This is a genomic window from Cellulomonas sp. P4_D11 (assembly GCF_056401915.1).
The window spans coordinates 1-17,685 of record NZ_JBFUIK010000019.1 but is presented as its reverse complement, the minus strand read 5'-3'; the positions used below and the strand labels follow the sequence as shown (position 1 = coordinate 17,685).

Below are 17,685 nucleotides of genomic sequence, written 5' to 3'. Positions count from 1 at the left end.
CCGCCGCGCTATCTTGCGTGCACCCCCTCGTCGAAGGAGCACGTGCGCTCGATGGCATCGCCCCAGGGACTCGCGCCCTCCACCCGCACACTCTTGTTCCTCGCGACCGCCGTCGTGGTCCTCACGGGCATGCACGCGGCGCGCGAGGTGCTCGCGCCGCTGTTCCTCGCGGCGGTGCTCGTCATCATCGTGCACCCGATCCGGCACCCGCTGGAGGCGCGTGGCTGGCGCCGGTCGGCCGCCACGACGGTCGTCATCGTCGTCGTCTACCTGATCCTGCTCGCCCTCATCGCGATGCTGGTGTTCGCGGGCATCCAGTTCGGGGGGCTGGTCCAGGACTACCTCACCGAGCTCCAGCAGTCGATCGGCGACGCCACGGCGTGGCTGGCGTCGATCGGCGTGGACCAGAGCTCGATCGACTCGATCACCGACGCCCTGCAGCCGTCGCAGCTGGTGGGCTTCGCCGCGTCCCTGGGCGGGGCGGTGATGGGGGTTCTCACCACGCTGTTCGTCGTGGTCACCTACGTGATCTTCATGTCCGTCGACGCCGCGCGGTACGACAGCGCGCACGTGCAGTTCGGCCAGACGCAGGCCAACGTGCTGGGGCGGGCGACCACGTTCAACATCGGGGTGCGCCGCTACTTCGTGGTCAGCGCGTCGTTCGGTGCGGTCGTCGCGATCGTCGACGGGCTCGCGCTCTGGGCGCTCGGCGTCCCGGCCCCTGCCGTGTGGGCGATCCTCGCGTTCGTCACCAACTTCATCCCGAACATCGGGTTCGTCATCGGCGTGATCCCGCCCACGCTGCTCGCGCTCGTGGTGGGCGGCTGGCCGCTCGCGCTGGCGGTGATCGCGATCTACAGCGCGGTCAACGTGACGCTGCAGGTGCTGATCCAGCCGAAGTTCGTCGCGGACGCCGTCAACATCACGCTGACGCTCAGCTTCGTGTCGGTCATCTTCTGGACCTTCGTCATCGGGCCGCTGGGCGCGATCCTCGCCGTACCGCTCACGCTCCTGACCCGGGCGGTGCTGCTGCAGGGTGGCCCGCAGACCGCCTGGTACACCTGGCTGTCGGGCGAGGACCTGCCGAAGGCCGTCGAACCCACGCCGACCCCGGAGCACGAGCCCGCCGCGGACTGACGGTCGGGGCTGTGGGTGGCGGGGCCTAGCGTCGGGCGCGTGCCCGTCGTCGAGATTCCCGTCCGTGGTCGGTTCGACCTCTCCCAGAGCATCGGGTTCGGCTTCGGGCAGCGCGACGCCGCCGACGGGGCGGTGATGCGGCTGGCGTTCTGCCTCGACGGGTACGGCACGCAGGTCGCGGCGGCCGTCACGCAGCCGTCGCCGGACCTGCTGCGGTGCGAGGTCCAGGGGGAGGCCGAGCCGCAGCTCGTCGCGGCGCACGTCGCCCGCGTCCTCTCGGTGGACGTCGACGGCTCGGGGTACGACGAGCTGGGCCGTCGGGATCCCGTCGTCGGTGCGGCGCAGTCCCGACGCCCGGGACTGCGCCCGCCGCTGTTCTACTCGGCCTACGAGGCGCTGCTCTGGTCGGTGCTCTCCGCCCGGCGCCCGGCGCGGCAGATGGCCGCGGTCCGGACCGCGCTGGCTCGGGCGCACGGCCGGGTGTTCGACGTCGCGGGCGCCGAGCTGGCGGCCGTGCCCCTGCCCGCCGACCTCCTGGCGGTCACCGAGTTCCCGGGAATCCTGGACGCGAAGATCCCCCGGCTGCACGGCATCGCCCGGGCGGCGCTGGACGGGAGGCTCGACACCGCGACACTGCGGAGCATGGACCCGGCGGCTGCCGCGACCGAGCTGCAGCGCCTCGACGGGATCGGGCCGTTCTACTCCGAGCTGGTCACCGTCCGGGCCCTCGGGCACACGGACCTGCTCCCGGTGAACGAGCCCATGGTGCGGTCGGTGGTGGCCCGGGCGCTCGGCGAGGACGAGCCGCTGGAGCCCGACCGCCTGGCCGAGGTCGCGGAGGCGTGGCGGCCGTGGCGCACGTGGGTGGCGGTGGCGATGCGCGCGGGGGCGGCGATGTGAGCCGAGCTAGCGGGCGTCGAGGGCCAGCTTCGCGCCGAACGCGACCAGGACGGTGCCGGTGATCCGGTCCGTGATCTTGGCGACGGCGTCGCGGGCGAGCCAGCGGGCGGCGAACCCCGTGGCCAGGATGACGAGCGTGAACCAGGCGATCCCGAGCACGCCGTGCATGGCGGCCAGCAGCACGCCCATGAGCAGCGGCGCGATGCCCTCGGGCACGAGCTGGGGGATCGTCGCGAGGTAGAAGACGCCGATCTTCGGGTTGAGCAGGTTGGTCCACACCCCCGTCGCGAACCCGCGCCACGGGGAGGACGGCGTGACCGGGTCGGCCTCCGGGGACTCGCGGTGCTGGAAGCTCGTCCACACCAGACGGACGCCCAGCCCGACGAGGTACGCAGCGCCGGCCAGGGTCAGGATCCGGTAGGCCACCTCCGAGGCCGCCAGCAGCGCGGACGCGCCGACCGCGGCGGCGATGCCCCAGGCGAAGCAGCCGACGACGATGCCGGCCGCCGCCGCGAACGCGTACGCCCGCCCGCGGCTCAGGGCGCAGCGCAGCACGAGCGCGGTGTCGATGCCGGGGATGATCGTGAGCAGGCCCGCCACCAGGACGAACGACAGGACCGCCTGATCCACGGTCACGGCGTGTCCGGGAACGCGCGTCGGGCAACGACGATGACGACCAGGCTGGCCGCGACCAGCCCGGCGCCGACGTACGGCAAGGTGTCCAGGCCGGGGCCGACCAGCACCAGGGCGCCGACGGCCGCGCCGCCGCCGATGCCGATGTTCGCGGTCGAGTTCACCAGCGCGCCGATGACGTCGGGCGAGGCGCCGCGCGTGCGGATGGCGGCGGTCTGGAACACCGACGCCATCGCGCCGAACGCGCCGCACCAGACGGCGGCCGCGACCAGGATCCCCGCCGTCGTCGGGAAGGCGGCACCGAGGCCGAGCAGGCCGAGCGCCATGAGCGCGTGGACGACGACGGTGCCGCGCCGCGGGTGCCGGTCGAGCGACGCGGCCGCGTACGCGGTGCCCAGCAGACCCACGGCGCCGAGGCCGAGCAGCACCGGCCCGACGGCGGTCTCCCGGAGCCCGGTGGCCAGCAGGATCACGGAGACGTAGGTGTAGACGGTGTACTGCGCGAGGTAGGTGAGCGTGTTCGTCGTCGACACGATCCCGAGGCGCCGCCGTCGGTCGGTCTGCGTGTCGTCGGCGTGCGGGGCGTCGTCGGACGAGACCGGGGGCAGCAGGGTCGCCACGAGGACGGTCGCGAGCGCGCAGCAGGCGGCGAGGACCAGGAACCCGTTGCGCCAGCCGATCGCGGTGCCCAGCGTCGTGGTCAGCGGCACGCCGAGCACGAGCCCCGCCGATGCTCCTGCGGTCACCAGGGCGAGCGCCCGGCCGGTCACCTGCGGCGCGACCAGGCGCGAGGCGTAGCCGATGCTCAGCGAGAAGAACAGCGCGTGCGCGATGCCGCCGACCGCCCGCCCGGCCGCGACGACGCCGAACGTCGGGGCGATGCCGACCAGCGCGTTGCTCACGGTGTAGGCGACGAGCGTGATCAGCAGCAGGCCCTTGCGGGGCAGCCGGCGCGTGCCGAGCGTCAGCGGGATGGCCAGCGTCGCCACCATGAACGCGTAGACCGTGACCAGCAGGCCGGCGATCGACTCGGTGACGTCGAGGTCGGTGCTGATCTGCGGCAGCAGCCCGACGGGCACCAGCTCGGTGCTGATCGCGACGAAGGTGGCCAGCGTGAGGGCCGCGAGGCCACCGGCGGCGTCCCGGACGGAGCCCGGGCGCCAGGTGGCCTGCTCGGTCCGCGTCACGACGGCATGCTCGCACGAGCTCCCGACACGGTCAGAGCGGCCGCTGCCACTCGGCGTCGACGCTCGCCTGCCGGAACCCGAGTGCGACGTTGATCGCCAGCATGTGCGCGTTCTCCTGGGCGTTCCACGTGTGGATCCGCTCGGCGTGCGGCCGCGCGTCGTGCAGAGCGTCGAGGACGGCGATCTTGGCGAGCATCCCGAGGCCGTGGCCGCGGTGCTCGCGCAGGACGAGCGTGTCGCCCTGGAACACGACGGCCGGCTTGTCCAGCGGGTACTCGACGCCCGAGTAGCCGGCGAGCGTGCCGGTGGGGGTGTGCTCGACGACGGCGGTGAGGATCCCCTGCCCGCGGCGGCGCAGGTCTGCGGCGCGGGTGCGGACGCGGTCGGCGTCCCACGGGTCCTCCGCCAGCTCGAGCCCGCCGAGCGGGACGTCGGTGCTCATCCGCGTCTTGAGGACGGCGAGCTGGTCGAGCCACGCCTCGTCGTACCCGTCCTGCATGAGGTGGACGCGGTAGTCGGGGCCGGGCTCGGGCCGCAGCGGGTCGAGGACCGCGTCGGGGACGGGGACGTCGAGCACCGAGTGCCGGACGACCTGCTCCAGGGCGAACCCGCGGGCGAGCGCGAACCGGGTCGCGTCATGGTCGGCCGGGATGCGACCGCTGCCGGTGGGCGACTCGAGCGCGTCAGGACCGGGCGGTGGTTCGACGGCGAACGCCGAGTCCGACATGACCACACGACGGCCCGCGTCGCGGGCGATCTGCAGGCCGGCGTCGAACAGGGCCGCGCCGATGCCCTGCCGCCTCATGTCGGGCCGGACCCCGACGTACACGACGGAGAGGTGCGTGTTGCCGACGAGCGGAAGGCCGACCATCGCGCAGCCGACGACGTCCGCCGGGTCCGTGGAGCCGCGGGGGACCGCGACGAGCCGGTGCACCTTGCGGTGCGGCTCCTGCAGGGTCGCCCGCGTCGTCGGGACGTCGAGCGAGAAGTCGGTGCCGTGCGTCGGCCGGTCGATCGCCTCGCTGACCCGGACCACGCCCTCGACCGTCCAGGCGTCGGGGTGGTCCGGGTCGGCGGGGACGTGCACGAGGTCGATCACCGGGACAGCCTCGCGTCGCGCCCGCCGGACGGCAACGTCAATCCGTCGTGCGATCAGGCACGGGCCAGGAACGCCTCGATGCGGTCGAACGCGCCGACCCAGACCATCTCGCTGAAGAAGTCACGCACCTCGACGGCCGGGAAGCCGCTCTGCACGACGGTCACCAGGGTGCCCCCGTCGACGGCCTCGAAGGTCATCTCGATGTGCGTGGTCATCGTCATCCCGTCCGGGCTGCTGCCGGACGACTCCGTGACCAGGCGGTGCGGCCGGTCGATGACCAGGAACGTCTGCGTCTCGCGGAACAGGGTGTCGGCGTCCGGGCCCCACACGGCGGTCTGCTGCCCGCCGACCCGCAGATCGACCTCGATCTCGACGATCCCCGGCTTGGTGTCCAGGATCGAGAACCAGATCTTCTGCTTCTCCGCGTCGGTGTAGGCGTCGAACACCTCGTCCGGCGCCGCGGGCAGCACGCGGGTCATGCGCATCTCGATGGTGTCGGTGCTGGTCATGAGTCGAGCCCTTTCTGGAGGGTGAAGTAGGCCTCGAGACCGTCGAGCCGACGCTCCCAGAGCCGCTGGTAGAAGGAGATCCACGCCATGGCGTCGTCCAGTCGCTCCTCGCCGAGTCGGCACTGCCGGGAGCGGCCGACCTTCTCGGTGCTGACCAGGCCGGCGTCCTCGAGGACCTGCACGTGCTTCTTCATGCCGGTGAGGCTCATCCCGTGCGGCTCGGCGAGCTCGCCGATTGTGGCGGGCCCCTCCCCGAGCCGGGTGAGGATGTCGCGCCGGGTCGCGTCGGCCAGGGCCGAGTAGATCCGGTCGAGAGTCTCATGCTGAACCATGTGGTTCACCATACGACACTGAACCGAATGGTGCAATGACCTGATCCCTAGAGTGGGACGCGTGCGAGCCATCCGAGGCCGGGTCGGGATCGTCGCCGCGCTGGTGGCGGCGATCGCGCTGGCCCTGTCCGCCCTCGCCGGCCTGGCGACCCGGCCGGTCGGCGTGCCGGGCGACGGCCCCTGGGTGATCACGCTCAGTCACCCGGACGGGGGCTGGGAAGCGTGCCTCGACGACCCGGCGCTCGGCGAGGGGCAGATGACCGCCGACCTGCCGGTGTCGCGCGTGTCCGTCCCGTCCGCGCCCGCAGCCACCGCGGACGACGTGCGCCGGGTCGTGGGCTGCCTCTCCGACTCCATGAGCGGCGGCACGATCGAGATTGCTACGGCAGCCAGGTGAACCGGGCCGATCCGGTCCACCCGTGCACCTCGCGCGCCCTAGATTGCCTGCCGTGCAGCGCTTCCACACGCCCCCGAGCTGGCCCCGCCCGCCCGAGGGGTGGACGCCGCCGCCCGGGTGGCAGCCCGACCCGTCCTGGGGGCCGGTCCCCGACGGCTGGCAGTTCTGGGTGGCCGAGCCGACCCTCCCGGTCCGACCGAACCGGGACGCGTTCGTCCGGACCGGCATCATCGCCATCGCCGCGCTGGTGGTCACCATCGCGCTCGCGGCTGCGGGCTCCGGGATGTCGTCCTACCGCGCCGGGTACCTGACCGGGCAGTTCGTGTTCCCGTACCTCGTCACGTCGCTGCTCGTGTTCTTCCAGAAGAGGACGCGGGGCTGGTTCGCCCACATCGGGGTCTTCGTGGGCATCCTGTTCGTGTGCCTGATGTTCAGCCTCGCCGGGGCACGGGCCGGCGGTCTCTAGGCGCTCAGCGCACCGCCCTGGACCGGACCTCGTCGAGCACGACGCGCAGCCGGGCGGCAAGGTCGTCGGGGGTTCCCGTCGGGAGGTCGTCGACGGAGAACCACTCGACGCGCTCGCTCTCGTCGCTGACCACGGGCACCGCCGACGCGGGCGCGTAGGCGACGAACCCGACGTCCCAGTGCACCCGGCACCGACCGAAGGCGGCGGAGAGCTCGTGGCGGTGCACGTCAGCGGGCAGGGCGCTCTCGAGCCGCAGGTCCGCGATCCCGCCCTCCTCGCGCGCCTCGCGCAGCGCGGCGTCGGCCAACGACGTGTCGCCGGCTTCGAGATGGCCGCCCAGCTGGACCCAGAACTGGCCCTTGCGGTGGAAGCAGAGCAGCACGCGGGAGTGGTCGGGCGTCAGGACGAAGCAGCTGGCGGTGAGGTGCTCGGGCGCGAGCGACCGGTCGACGGCGGCGACGCCCTGCGCGGCCACGAGGGCGCGGTACTCGCCGAGGAGCCGCGCCTGCTCCGGGTCGGCAGGCGACCAGGCGTCGAGGGCGTCGGAGATCACGGCGGCAGCGTACGGTGCCTGGGGTGACGCTCGAACACCGGACAGCTCGCCTGCTGCTGCGCCCGTGGCGGGAGGCGGACCGCGAGCCGTTCGCCGAGCTCAACACCGACCCCGAGGTGATGGAGTACTTCCCGTCCACCCTGAGCCGCGGCGAGAGCGACGCGATGGTCACGCGGATCGAGCGCCGGATGCGGGAGAACGGCTGGGGGCTGTGGGCGCTCGAGGTCACCACCGGTGAGCACGCCGGCCGGTTCGCGGGGTTCACGGGCCTCGCGCGCCCGACGTGGGACCCCTCGCTGACCGAGGTCGGCTGGCGGCTGCCGCGCTGGGCGTGGGGCCACGGGTACGCGACGGAGGCTGCGCGCGAGGCGGTGCGGGTGGGTTTCGACGAGGTCGGGCTCGAGGAGATCGTCTCGTTCACGGTCCCGACGAACCTGCGCTCGCAGGCGGTCATGCGGCGGCTCGGGATGACGCGGGACCCCGCCGACGACTTCGACTACCCGACGATCGCCGAGGGCCACCCGCTGCGGCGCAGCGTCCTCTACCGGCTGCGCCGACGGGACTGGCTCCTGAGTGGCCGGTCGGAGGAGCCCGGGACATACTCGCCGACGTGACGATCCCCCGCGAGACGCCCGCCGAGCAACGGCTCGACCACGCCCCGCTCACGTCAGCGGTGATCGTCAACCCGAACCGCGTCGAGGGCCTCGACGAGCTGCGCGCCAGCATCACGGAGCAGCTGGCCGACGCCGGCTGGCCCGAGCCGGCGTGGCTCGAGACGACCGCCGAGGACCCGGGTACCGGCCAGGCACGGCAGGCGGTGGCCGACGGCGCCGACGTGGTGTTCGTCGCCGGCGGCGACGGCACGGTCCGCGCCTGCATCGAGGGCCTGTCCGGCAGCGAGTCCGCGCTCGCGATCCTGCCCGGCGGCACCGGCAACCTGCTGGCGACGAACCTCGGCATCCCCACGGACACGATCGAGGGCGTCCGGCTGGCGTTGGAGCGCGGCCGTCGGCAGCTCGACCTGGGCTACGTCGGCGACCAGGCCTTTGCGGTCATGGCCGGCATGGGCCTGGACGCGGCGATGGTCGACGACGCCCCGACCAAGCTCAAGGCCGTGCTCGGCTCGGTCGCCTACGTCTACTCGGCGCTCAAGCACCTGAACGACGCCGAGATGAAGGTCGAGGTCCAGGTCGACGACTACCCCGTCCTGCGCCGCCGGGCCCGCACCGTCCTGATCGGCAACGTCGGACGCCTGCAGGGCGGCGTCAACCTGCTGCCCGACGCCGAGCCCGACAACGGCCAGATGGACGTCGCCGTGCTCGCGCCGCGGAACCTCGGCCACTGGATCCAGCTCGCGTTCGGCGTCCTGCGCCCGGGCCGCCACCGCGTGCCCAACATGGAGGTGCTGCGGGGTTCGCGGATCACCGTGACCAGCGACCGCCCGCAGCCCCGCCAGCTGGACGGCGATGTCATCGACCCGTCCGACACCCTCGAGGTGACCGTCCGCGCCGACGCCCTCTGGGTCTGCGTGTACCAGCCCGACGAGTCGGAGGACCTGACCGAGGGCTCCCCGGATCAGCCCTGAGCCAGCTGCGCCACGTCGTCCCACTGCTCCCAGGTGGCGATCCGCGAGGCGTAGTCGGCCTTGGCGGTGCCGAGGGGCGAGGCGCCGAAGAACACGCGCAGCGGCGGCTCCTCCGCGTCGACCACGCGCAGGATGGCCTCCGCCGAGCTCGACGGGTTGCCGGGGGTCCCGATGCGCTTGGCGCGGGCCTCGGCCATCTGCGCCCGGGCCTCGTCGTACGCCGCGATCGGGGTCGCGTGGCGGGCCGACGAGCCGCCCCAGTCCGTCGAGAAACCGCCCGGCTCCACGATGGTGACGTGGATGCCGAAGCCGGCCACCTCCTGGGCCAGCGCCTGGCTGAACCCTTCGAGCGCCCACTTGGAGGCGTGGTACGCGCCGATGTTCGGGAACGCGGAGATCCCGCCGATCGACGACACCTGAACGATGTGACCGCTGCCCTGGGCCCGGAGGAACGGCAGGGCGGCTTGCGTCACCCAGAACGCACCGAAGAGGTTGGTCTCCATCTGGTCGCGCAGCTCGGCCTCGGACAGCTCCTCGGTGAAGCCGAACTGGCCGTAGCCGGCGTTGTTGACGACGACGTCGAGGCGTCCGAAGTGGTCGTGGGCCCGCGCCACGGCCGCGAAGTCGGCCGCGCGGTCGGTGACGTCGAGGGCGAGGGGCAGGACGGCGTCGCCGAAGCGCTCGACCAGACCGTCCAGGGACGAGACGTCGCGCGCGGTCGCGGCGACCCGGTCGCCGCGCTCGAGGGCCGCGGTCGCCCACTCCAGGCCGAAGCCACGGGAGGTGCCGGTGAGGAACCAGGTCTTCTGTGTCATGCCCATGACGCTAGGACTTAGAGCGCGCTCGAACGCAACAGGAGCTCGTGCACCTGCCCGGCGGTGAGGGTGAGACCGAGGTCGCTCAGCACGTCGCCCAGGTCGTCGTCGGCCACGAGGCGGTCCTCGACGCGGGCCGCCGGGGTGTCGACGGTGAGCCGGCGGCCGGTGAGGCACCGCAGGAGCTCGTCGTCCTTGCGCTGCACCACGACCTGGACCACGAACCGGGACGTCGGGCTGTGCGCCGTGGCGAAGTTGGCGACCTCGATGTCCGGCAGGTAGGTCGACTCCACCGGGATCGTGTAGTGCGTCAGCCACCGGTCGCCGCGCAGCTCGTGCAGCTGCCACGCGCCGTCGTCGAGCCGGACGGTCCGGAAGGTCCAGCCGCCCTGGTGGGACACGAGGCCGTCCTCCAGCGGGACCGGCTCGAGGAGCCCGGAACCGAACCCCGTGTCGGCGAGCCATCGCCCGTCCACGAACAGGACGAGGTGCGAGCGCGGCCTCGGGAGCACCGCGGGGTCCCCGATGCGGGCGAGCCGCCTCTCGACGGTCCGGCCGAGCCGCTCCAGGGCCGCGGCCAGCAGCAGCCCGTGCTCGTAGCAGTAGCCGCCGCGGCGGGCGCGGACAAGCTTGGCCTCGATGTCGGGCAGGTCGACCGAGACCCCGACGCCGAGCTGGACGTCGAGGTTCTCGAACGGGATGGTGGCGACGTGCGCGCGGTGGATCGCGGCCAGGGAGTCGTCGGGTCGGGCGCCGGTCCGCGCGAGGTAGGCGTCGAGGTCGAGCCGGTCGACCCCCCACTCGTCGGTCACAGCTCGTCGTGCGGCACCACGAGGACCGGCACCGGCGAGTGCCGGATGATCTTCGTCGCGTTGGTGCCGAGGAACACGCGCCGCAGGGCTCCGGCGCTGGAGGACCCGAGGATGAGCAGCTCGTTGGGCAGCCAGTCGACGGACGCGAGAGCCTGCCACCAGCTGCTGCCGGTGGCGACGACCAGCTCGACGTCGTCGTCGAGCGCGTCGCCCAGCCGCGCCCGCAACGCCGCCTGCGCCTCGACCATCTGGGCGCGCCACTGCTCGGTCACCTCCGACTCGATGTCGGTGCCGATCTCGGGCGGGTACATCGTCGCGGACCGGACCCCGAAGCTGCAGATCCGCAGCCGGACGTCGATCTCGCGCGTGAGGCGGGCCGCCCACCGGACGGCCGACGCCGCGAGGTCGGAGCCGCTGAACGAGCAGGTGAGCCGGTGGGCCGCGACCCCCGTGGGTCCGGGCGCGCAGCGGTACGACTTGGGCGCGATGGCCAGCGGCACCGGCGACGAGTGGAGCAGGTAGTCGGCGGTCGAGCCGACGACCACCCGGCCCTCGCGGCCGTCCGGCGACGAGCCCAGCACCAGCGCGGTGGCGTCCCGCGCCTGCGCGAGCGCCGCGAGCGCCCGCGGGGTCGAGCGCTCGTGGAGCCGGACGAACTCGATCGTGAGCCCGTCCGCGCGGCCCTCGAGGAAGTCCAGCGCTGCGGCCTCGGCCTCGTCGGCACGCGCCTGGACCCACTCCTGCATCTCGCCGTCCACCTTGGCCATGGACGGGACGACCCACCCGGGCGGCACCACGGTCGCGATGACGAGGACGTTCGCCCCCGTCGCCTCGGGCAGCGTGCGCGCCAGCGTGACGCCCAGGTCGATCGCGCCATGGGCGTCCCCGAACGGGTTGGCGCCGACGACGATCGTCACCGCAGGTCCTCGTCCTGCAGGATTCCCGCCTCGATCGCGCGTTCCAGCACGGAGTGCCGCCGGCCCCACAGGAAGTAGAACGCCAGCACGACGCTGAGCCACAGCAGGAACCACGCGTAGGTGTACCAGTGCAGGCCGGACAGGATGTAGAGGCATGCGGCGATGGCGAGCACCGGCGTCACCGGGTAGCCGGGCACCTTGAACCCGCGGGGCAGGTCGGGGCGCGTCCGGCGCAGGATAAGCACGCCGAGGGACACCACGATGAACGCGGCCAGGGTGCCGATGGACACGAGGTCCCACAGGTAGTCGAGCGGGATGAACGCGGCGAGCGCCCCGACGACGATCGCCACGATCACCGTGTTGTTGACCGGCGTGTGGGTGCGGGGGTTGACCTTCGCGAACGCGCGCGGCAGGAGCCCGTCGCGGCCGATCGCGAAGAGGATGCGCGTCTGCCCGTACATCGTCACCAGGGTCACCGAGAAGATCGAGATGACCGCGCCGGCGGACAGGATCGTGCCCGGCCAGCTCGCGCCGACCACGTCCTGCAGGATCTTGGCCAGCCCGGCCTCGCCCTGCGCGGCGTCGCCGAACTCCTGCCAGGGCTGCGTGCCCAGGGCGGAGACGGCGACGAGGACATAGATGGTGGTGACGATCGCGAGGGCCCCGAGGATCGCGCGCGGCATCGTCTTCTGCGGGTCGCGCACCTCGTCGCCGGCCGTCGAGACGGCGTCGAGGCCGATGAACGTGAAGAAGATCGTGCCCGCCGCCGCGGTGATCCCGGCGACGCCCTTGGGGGCGAAGTCCGCGAAGTTGTCGGCGTTGAAGCCCGTGAACGCGATCGCCACGAACATCAGCAGGACCGCCAGCTTGATCACGACCATCGTGGCGTTGACCTTGGCGGACTCGGACGCGCCCCTGATCAGCAGCAGCGCGCACATCGCCACCAGGAACAGGGCCGGCAGGTTGATGATCCCCGGGTCGGTGTCCCACGGCGCGGCCGACAGGACGTTCGGGATCTGCCACCCGACGAGGTTGTGCAGCAGCTGGTTGAGGTAGCCGCTCCACCCGACCGCGACCGCCGCGGTCGAGACGCCGTACTCGAGCAGCAGGCACGCCGCGACGCCCATGGCCACCACCTCGCCGAGCGTCGCGTACGCGTACGAGTAGGTCGAGCCGGAGACGGGGACCGCCGACGCCATCTCCGCGTAGGACAGCGCGGAGAGGCCGGCCGCCAGACCGGCGAGCAGGAACGAGATGATCACCGCCGGTCCCGCGTCGGGGACCGCCTCGTGCATCACGAAGAAGACGCCCGTGCCGACGGTCGAGCCGACGCCGAACATCATGAGCGTGAACGTGCCGAGCGACCGCTCGAGGCCCTCGCTCGACCTCACCGTGGCCGCGGTGATCGGCTTCTTGCGCCAGAGCTGGGCTTTCAGGGACACCTGCGGAACCGTCATGGGCGGGCCTCTCCGAGAGGGCCCATCCCCCCGGGCCGACGCCGTGTGTCCTCGCAACGGTAGGAGCAGGACGTGTCCGGAGCAATCGGGCGGACCGCCGCGGGTGAGCACAGGCGACTCATCGGAGCCGCTCAGGAAACTCGTCGTGAGATGACGCGCGAATCCCGGGACGACGACGGGCGTTGATCGCTACATTCCGCGCATGATCACATCACTCGCCACCGAGGTGGCCACCACGACTTCCGCCAATGTCGGCGCCGGCGCCTGGGTCGGCGGCATCATCGGCTACCTCATCACCGTGTTCGCGCTGGTGGGGGTCTTCAAGAAGGCCGACGAGCCGATCTGGCAGGCCTTCATCCCGATCTGGAACACGATCGTCCTGATCAAGATCTCGGGCCGCCCCATCTGGTGGATCATCCTGCTGATCATCCCCATCGTGAACATCGTGGCCTGGATCGTCATCCTGCACGGCCTGTCCACCTCGTTCGGACACGGGGCGGGCTTCACCGTGGGCCTCTTCTTCCTGTCGATCATCTTCCTGTACATCCTCGGCTACGACTCCAAGCCCTACCGGGGCGCGACCGGTGGCCAGCCCATCGGCGGCTACGCGACCGCCTGACCCGTCGTCCTCGAGGCGGCCGTACCCCCTCCGGGGTGCGGCCGCCTCCTGCGTGGGTGACCATCGCGCATGACGACTTTCGACGCCCTCGCCGACGAGGGGTTCATCTCGCTGACCACGTTCCGCAAGTCCGGGGAGGGCGTCCCGACGACGGTATGGGTGGGCCAGGACGGGGACGCGCTGCTGGTCACCACGCCGCGGGGGAGCGGCAAGGTCAAGCGGCTCCGCCGCGACGCGCGCGTCGAGATGGCGCCCAGCAGCCGGTTCGGGAAGGTCGACGACGACGCCCCCTCGGTGAGCGGTCTCGGCGAGATCCTCGACGACGACGCTGCGCGCGAGCGGTGCAACGCGGTGATGGTCGAGAAGTACGGCCTGGAGTACCGCGTGATGATGGGCATCGAGAAGCTGGGGCGCAAGGGCGACGACAACCGGGTGATCCTGCGGATCACGCCGCGCTGACCGCGGGTAGCGTTCCGGCGTGACCCCGACCCACGCCGAGCTCACCGCGACCCTGCGGGCCGCCGGGTGCGTGTTCGCGGAGGACGAGGCGACCGTCCTTCTCGACGCCGCGGGCGATCTCGACTCGATGGTCGCGCGCCGCGTCGCCGGCGAGCCCCTCGAGGTCGTCGTCGGGTGGGCGTCGTTCTGCGGGCTGCGCATCGAGATCGACCCCGGGGTGTTCGTGCCGCGGCGCCGCACCGAGCTCCTGGTGCAGGAGGCTCTGCGGATCGCGCCCGCGGGGCCGGTCGTGGTCATGGACCTGTGCTGCGGCTCGGGCGCGCTGGGCGTGGCGGTCGCGTCCGGGCTGCCGTCGGCGTCGCTGTACTCGGCCGACATCGAACCCGCCGCGGTGGGGTGCGCACGCCGGAACGTGGCGCGCGTCGGCGGGCAGGTGTTCGAGGGGGACCTCGACGCGCCACTGCCGGACGCGCTGCGCGGACGCGTGGACCTGCTGCTGGCCAACGTTCCCTACGTGCCGTCCGGCGCGATCGGCACGATGCCGCCGGAGGCGCGGCTGCACGAGCCGCTGGTCACGCTCGACGGTGGGGCGGACGGACTCGACGTGCTGCGGCGCGTGGCGTCGGCCGCACCGCGGTGGTTGGCGCCGGGCGGACACCTGCTGGTCGAGACGAGCGAGGCCCAGGTACCGGCCGCGTCCGACGCGTTCGAGGCCGCCGGGCTGGCGGCGCGCGTGGTGAGCGACGAGGAGTCGGGCGGCACCGTCGTCGTCGGGACCCTGCTCGCTTCTCCGGTCCACCGGCTCGTCGCGCTCGCGGACCCGGAGCGCGCCGCCGGGATGGCGCGGTTCTTCAAGACCGGCGCCGGCGAGTACGGCGAGGGCGACGTGTTCCTCGGGTTGACCGTGCCGCAGGTGGTCTCGGTGGCCCGGACCGCCGTCGGGCTGCCCGTCGGGTCGTTGGAGGAGTTGCTCGAGGACGAGCGGCACGAGGTGCGGCTGCTCGCGCTCAAGGTGATGACGCTCGAGTGCGCGTCGCGGCGTTCGTCGGCGGACCGTCGTCGCGACCTGCTGGAGCTCTACCTGCGGCGGACCGACCGCGTGAACAACTGGGACCTGGTCGACGCGAGCGCGCCGGACGTCCTCGGGCGCGCGGTGCTGGGCGGGACGCCCGCGTCCGTCCTCTACCGCCTTGCCGGGTCGGACTCGCTCTGGGAGCGGCGGATCTCCATCGTCGCGACCCTGCCCCTGGTCCGCGCCGGGTCGCTCGACCACACGTTCGCGCTGGCCGCCCTGCTCGAGGGCGACCAGCACGACCTCATGCACAAGGCGGTCGGGTGGCTGCTGCGCGAGGCCGGGAAGAAGGACGAGGCCCGGCTGCTCGCCTTCCTCGACGAGCACGCCGCGACCCTGCCCCGGACGGCTCTGCGGTACTCGCTGGAGCGGCTGTCGCCGGCGCAGCGCGCGCACTACATGGCGGCCCGGTCAGCCCTGCGCTGAGGCGCGCTCCAGCCAGTTCGGGTTGGTCATGATGCCGACGACATTGCCGAAGGGGTCGATGGCGGACGCGGTGACGAAGCCGCTGCCGCGCTCGCGCGGGCCGTCCTGCGCGGTGGCGCCGAGGGCGAGGAGGCGCTGCCAGGTGCCCTCGAGGTCGTCGACGTGCCAGTAGACGATCGCGCCGGACGGGCCGCCGGACGCGGGGGCGAAGCGGCGGTCGACGATGCCGAGCTCGTCGTGGTGGTCGCCGAGGCGGAACTCGATGTAGCCGTCGCGGACGAAGTACGGCTCCAGGCCGAGCAGGTCCGTGTACCAGGTGCGGGCGGCGGCGAGGTCGTCGGCGAAGATCGAGACGTTGGCCAGGCCGCGGAAGGTGCTCTCTGTGGTGGTCATGACTCCACTCTCCACCGCTAAGTGCTCACCTTCTGAGCACTTTGTCTGACACTGTTCTTGCGTGCGCGCAGACCGGTTGGTTGCCACGCTCCTGCTGATGCAGGCGCGCGGGCGCGTGACGGCCGCCGAGGTGGCGTCCGAGCTCGAGGTGTCGGTCGCGACGGCCCGGCGCGACCTCTCGGCGCTGTCCACCGCCGGCATCCCCGTCTACCCGCAGCCCGGGCGCGGGGGTGGGTGGTCGCTGGTCGGTGGCGCGCGGACCGACCTCACTGGGCTGACCTCGTCCGAGGCCCAGGCGCTGTTCCTGCTGATCGGGCGCTCCTCGGCGTCGGGCTCGTCCGTCGAGGCGACGTCCGCGCTGCGCAAGCTGGTGCGCGCCCTGCCGGCCACGTTCCGAGCGGACGCCGAGGCCGCCGGCCGCGCGGTCGTCGTCGACCCCGTCGGCTGGGGCGGGTCCACCCGCGAGCGGCCGCCGTGGGTCGACGACCTGCAGGGCGCCGTCGTCCGTCGCAGGCAGGTGTCCCTGACCTACGACGGGCGGTCCCGGGGGGTCTCGTCGCGGACCGTCGACCCATGGGCGCTCGTCGACAAGGACGCGGCCTGGTACCTCGTCGCCGGTACCCCGTCGGGCCGGCGCACCTTCCGGCTCGATCGGATCCTCGCGCTCACGGTCCTCGACGCGGCCGCCGCGCGCCCCGACGACCTCGACGTGGCCGGCATCTGGTCGTCCGTGGTCGACGACGTCGAGGAGCGGCGGTCCCGCGTGTCCGCGACCGTCCTGGTCGCGCCGTTCCTCGTGTCCGTCCTGCGGGGGCAGTTCGGTCGGCACGTCAGCGTCGTCGGTGCCGACGACGACCTCCGTGTGCGGGTCGCCGTCGCCTCGCACACCGCGCGGTCGGTAGCCGAGCATCTGGCCGGTCTTGGCGGTGCCGCGGAGGTGGTCGAGCCCGCGTCCGTGCGGGCCGAGCTGGCGGCGATCGGGGCGGAGCTGGTGGCGCGGTACGCGCCTGGGCCTTGAGGCTCGGGATTGTCGCCGTCGCGCGTGCCGCCTGGCTCATCTCCCGAGCGCGGCGTATTCGCCCTGGTCAGGGGTGAATGTCAGTGGCTGGTCGTACACTTGTTCGAAGACGGATCGGTTGAGTTCCGGTGGTGGGAGGTGGCGACGATGACGGCGGTGCTGGATGCTCCCGTGCGCGACGAGGTCGTCGCGCGGCCGCTGGGGACACGTGTCGACGGACCCACGGGTGTCGCGCCGTTGGCGACGTCCGGCGCCCCTACCTCCGGGCCTGCGCCGCGCGTCACGTCCGAGACCTCCGCCGCTCCGGCCTCTGCGGGGACGGCTCTCGGCTCATCGTTGGTGTGGGCGGACTCGGGGCACGGCTCGCGCCCGGGTGGCGCGCCGGCGCCCGGTCCGGGTGCCCGGGTGGTGGACCTGGCCGCCGCGGAGGTCCCGCTGCCGGGTGTGCGGGTCGATGACCTGGTGTCGATGCTGGTCTCGGTGCCGGTCGCGGACGTCTCGGGTGCGGCGCTGGTGAACGCCATCGCGGCGTCGCAGCAGGCGGTCGCGATGCTGCAGGCTCTGCAGGGCGGGTTCGTGCGTGAGCTGGCGGACCGCACCCCGATGGACACCCTGGAACGGGTCTCCGACGAGGTCGCCTGCGCCCTGGTCTGCACCCGGCGCCTGGGTCAGGACCTGGTCCTGCGTGCCACCCACACCAGCACGTACCCGGTGCTGGGTGACGCGTGGGCGGCCGGTCGGATCGAGGCGCGCAAGATCGACGTGATCCTGGCCGAGATCCACACCGGGGGCGCCGGTCTGGGCCGTGAGGTCCTGGACGAGGTGGTCGCGGATGCGGTGGTGCGGGCCGGGGACCTGACCGCCCCTCAGCTCACTCGGCACGTGCGCGCGATGCTGCT

General features: G+C 72.7%; 22 protein-coding genes. 11 read left to right on the top strand and 11 right to left on the bottom strand.

The annotated features are described in order from the left end of the window. The first annotated feature begins 51 nt into the window (after window positions 1–51). Together AC1DT4_RS13130 and AC1DT4_RS13125 are read left to right on the top strand one after the other, a co-directional pair. Window positions 52–1,137, top strand: coding sequence for an AI-2E family transporter (locus tag AC1DT4_RS13130; protein ID WP_477090237.1), 1,086 nt, complete (start codon window positions 52–54; stop codon window positions 1,135–1,137). Window positions 1,138–1,176: 39 nt separating this feature from the next. Beyond that, window positions 1,177–2,037, top strand: coding sequence for a DNA-3-methyladenine glycosylase family protein (locus AC1DT4_RS13125; protein ID WP_477090236.1), 861 nt, complete (start codon window positions 1,177–1,179; stop codon window positions 2,035–2,037). Window positions 2,038–2,043: 6 nt separating this feature from the next. Here the strand turns inward: AC1DT4_RS13125 and AC1DT4_RS13120 are convergent, their stop codons facing one another. The 5 genes from AC1DT4_RS13120 to AC1DT4_RS13100 are packed head-to-tail and all read right to left on the bottom strand — an operon-like array spanning window position 2,044 to window position 5,797. Continuing rightward, window positions 2,044–2,673 (bottom strand): LysE family translocator, encoded by a 630-nt coding sequence (locus tag AC1DT4_RS13120; protein ID WP_477090235.1) that lies wholly within the window; start codon window positions 2,671–2,673, stop codon window positions 2,044–2,046. Continuing rightward, window positions 2,670–3,857 (bottom strand): MFS transporter, encoded by a 1,188-nt coding sequence (locus AC1DT4_RS13115; protein ID WP_477090234.1) that lies wholly within the window; start codon window positions 3,855–3,857, stop codon window positions 2,670–2,672. Before AC1DT4_RS13115 ends, AC1DT4_RS13120 begins: the two co-directional genes overlap by 4 nt. A 31-nt stretch (window positions 3,858–3,888) precedes the next feature. Next, complete coding sequence (locus AC1DT4_RS13110; protein WP_477090233.1) at window positions 3,889–4,956, bottom strand: GNAT family N-acetyltransferase; 1,068 nt, start codon at window positions 4,954–4,956, stop codon at window positions 3,889–3,891. Between the two features lie 53 nt (window positions 4,957–5,009). Beyond that, a complete protein-coding gene (locus AC1DT4_RS13105) occupies window positions 5,010–5,465 on the bottom strand; it encodes an SRPBCC family protein (RefSeq protein ID WP_477090232.1) in 456 nt (151 codons plus the stop codon). Continuing rightward, the gene (locus AC1DT4_RS13100) at window positions 5,462–5,797 is read right to left on the bottom strand and encodes an ArsR/SmtB family transcription factor (RefSeq protein ID WP_456826165.1); all 336 of its coding nucleotides are present in this window, start codon (window positions 5,795–5,797) and stop codon (window positions 5,462–5,464) included. Before AC1DT4_RS13100 ends, AC1DT4_RS13105 begins: the two co-directional genes overlap by 4 nt. Window positions 5,798–5,858: 61 nt before the next feature. On the opposite strand from AC1DT4_RS13100, the gene AC1DT4_RS13095 reads away from it, so the two are divergent. Together AC1DT4_RS13095 and AC1DT4_RS13090 are read left to right on the top strand one after the other, a co-directional pair. Further along, window positions 5,859–6,194, top strand: a complete 336-nt coding sequence (locus AC1DT4_RS13095) for a hypothetical protein (protein WP_477090231.1) — start codon at window positions 5,859–5,861, stop codon at window positions 6,192–6,194. A gap of 52 nt (window positions 6,195–6,246) precedes the next feature. Next, entirely contained in the window at window positions 6,247–6,660 is a 414-nt protein-coding gene (locus tag AC1DT4_RS13090) for a hypothetical protein (protein ID WP_477090230.1), read from the top strand. Between the two features lie 4 nt (window positions 6,661–6,664). On the opposite strand, the gene AC1DT4_RS13085 is transcribed toward AC1DT4_RS13090, so the two are convergent. Beyond that, a complete protein-coding gene (locus AC1DT4_RS13085) occupies window positions 6,665–7,213 on the bottom strand; it encodes an NUDIX hydrolase (protein WP_477090229.1) in 549 nt (182 codons plus the stop codon). A 23-nt stretch (window positions 7,214–7,236) separates the two neighbouring features. Between AC1DT4_RS13085 and AC1DT4_RS13080 the strand changes: the two genes are divergently transcribed. After that, complete coding sequence (locus AC1DT4_RS13080) at window positions 7,237–7,827, top strand: GNAT family N-acetyltransferase (RefSeq protein ID WP_477090228.1); 591 nt, start codon at window positions 7,237–7,239, stop codon at window positions 7,825–7,827. Further along, complete coding sequence (locus tag AC1DT4_RS13075) at window positions 7,824–8,798, top strand: diacylglycerol/lipid kinase family protein (RefSeq protein ID WP_477090227.1); 975 nt, start codon at window positions 7,824–7,826, stop codon at window positions 8,796–8,798. The genes AC1DT4_RS13080 and AC1DT4_RS13075 overlap by 4 nt, the downstream gene beginning before the upstream one ends. Here the strand turns inward: AC1DT4_RS13075 and AC1DT4_RS13070 are convergent. From AC1DT4_RS13070 to AC1DT4_RS13055, 4 genes are read right to left on the bottom strand one after another with little or no spacing between them, the layout of a single operon-like run. Further along, on the bottom strand, window positions 8,789–9,613 hold the full coding sequence (locus AC1DT4_RS13070; RefSeq protein ID WP_477090226.1) for an SDR family oxidoreductase: 825 nt from the start codon (window positions 9,611–9,613) through the stop codon (window positions 8,789–8,791). The two genes, AC1DT4_RS13075 and AC1DT4_RS13070, sit on opposite strands and share 10 nt — an antisense overlap. A 17-nt stretch (window positions 9,614–9,630) precedes the next feature. After that, complete coding sequence (locus tag AC1DT4_RS13065; RefSeq protein ID WP_477090225.1) at window positions 9,631–10,425, bottom strand: arylamine N-acetyltransferase family protein; 795 nt, start codon at window positions 10,423–10,425, stop codon at window positions 9,631–9,633. Further along, a complete protein-coding gene (locus AC1DT4_RS13060; RefSeq protein ID WP_477090224.1) occupies window positions 10,422–11,342 on the bottom strand; it encodes a universal stress protein in 921 nt (306 codons plus the stop codon). The genes AC1DT4_RS13065 and AC1DT4_RS13060 overlap by 4 nt, the downstream gene beginning before the upstream one ends. Beyond that, on the bottom strand, window positions 11,339–12,799 hold the full coding sequence (locus AC1DT4_RS13055; RefSeq protein ID WP_477090223.1) for an APC family permease: 1,461 nt from the start codon (window positions 12,797–12,799) through the stop codon (window positions 11,339–11,341). Before AC1DT4_RS13055 ends, AC1DT4_RS13060 begins: the two co-directional genes overlap by 4 nt. Before the next feature lie 202 nt (window positions 12,800–13,001). Here AC1DT4_RS13055 and AC1DT4_RS13050 point away from each other — a divergent pair, with 202 nt between their 5' ends. The 3 genes from AC1DT4_RS13050 to AC1DT4_RS13040 all read left to right on the top strand — a co-directional run bounded on the left by AC1DT4_RS13050 (window position 13,002) and on the right by AC1DT4_RS13040 (window position 15,375). Further along, window positions 13,002–13,418: a DUF5684 domain-containing protein gene (locus tag AC1DT4_RS13050; protein WP_477090222.1), complete on the top strand. Its 417-nt coding sequence runs from the start codon at window positions 13,002–13,004 to the stop codon at window positions 13,416–13,418. A gap of 69 nt (window positions 13,419–13,487) precedes the next feature. Beyond that, window positions 13,488–13,877, top strand: a complete 390-nt coding sequence (locus AC1DT4_RS13045; RefSeq protein WP_477090221.1) for a PPOX class F420-dependent oxidoreductase — start codon at window positions 13,488–13,490, stop codon at window positions 13,875–13,877. 19 nt (window positions 13,878–13,896) lie between these two features. Further along, on the top strand, window positions 13,897–15,375 hold the full coding sequence (locus AC1DT4_RS13040; protein ID WP_477090220.1) for a putative protein N(5)-glutamine methyltransferase: 1,479 nt from the start codon (window positions 13,897–13,899) through the stop codon (window positions 15,373–15,375). On the opposite strand, the gene AC1DT4_RS13035 is transcribed toward AC1DT4_RS13040, so the two are convergent. Next, the gene (locus AC1DT4_RS13035; RefSeq protein ID WP_477090219.1) at window positions 15,361–15,768 is read right to left on the bottom strand and encodes a VOC family protein; all 408 of its coding nucleotides are present in this window, start codon (window positions 15,766–15,768) and stop codon (window positions 15,361–15,363) included. The two genes, AC1DT4_RS13040 and AC1DT4_RS13035, sit on opposite strands and share 15 nt — an antisense overlap. Window positions 15,769–15,829: 61 nt before the next feature. On the opposite strand from AC1DT4_RS13035, the gene AC1DT4_RS13030 reads away from it, so the two are divergent. Together AC1DT4_RS13030 and AC1DT4_RS13025 are read left to right on the top strand one after the other, a co-directional pair. Then, window positions 15,830–16,786: a helix-turn-helix transcriptional regulator gene (locus tag AC1DT4_RS13030; protein ID WP_477090218.1), complete on the top strand. Its 957-nt coding sequence runs from the start codon at window positions 15,830–15,832 to the stop codon at window positions 16,784–16,786. 147 nt (window positions 16,787–16,933) lie between these two features. Beyond that, window positions 16,934–17,685: DUF222 domain-containing protein (locus AC1DT4_RS13025; RefSeq protein WP_477090217.1), on the top strand; the 752-nt coding region annotated here is incomplete at its 3' end.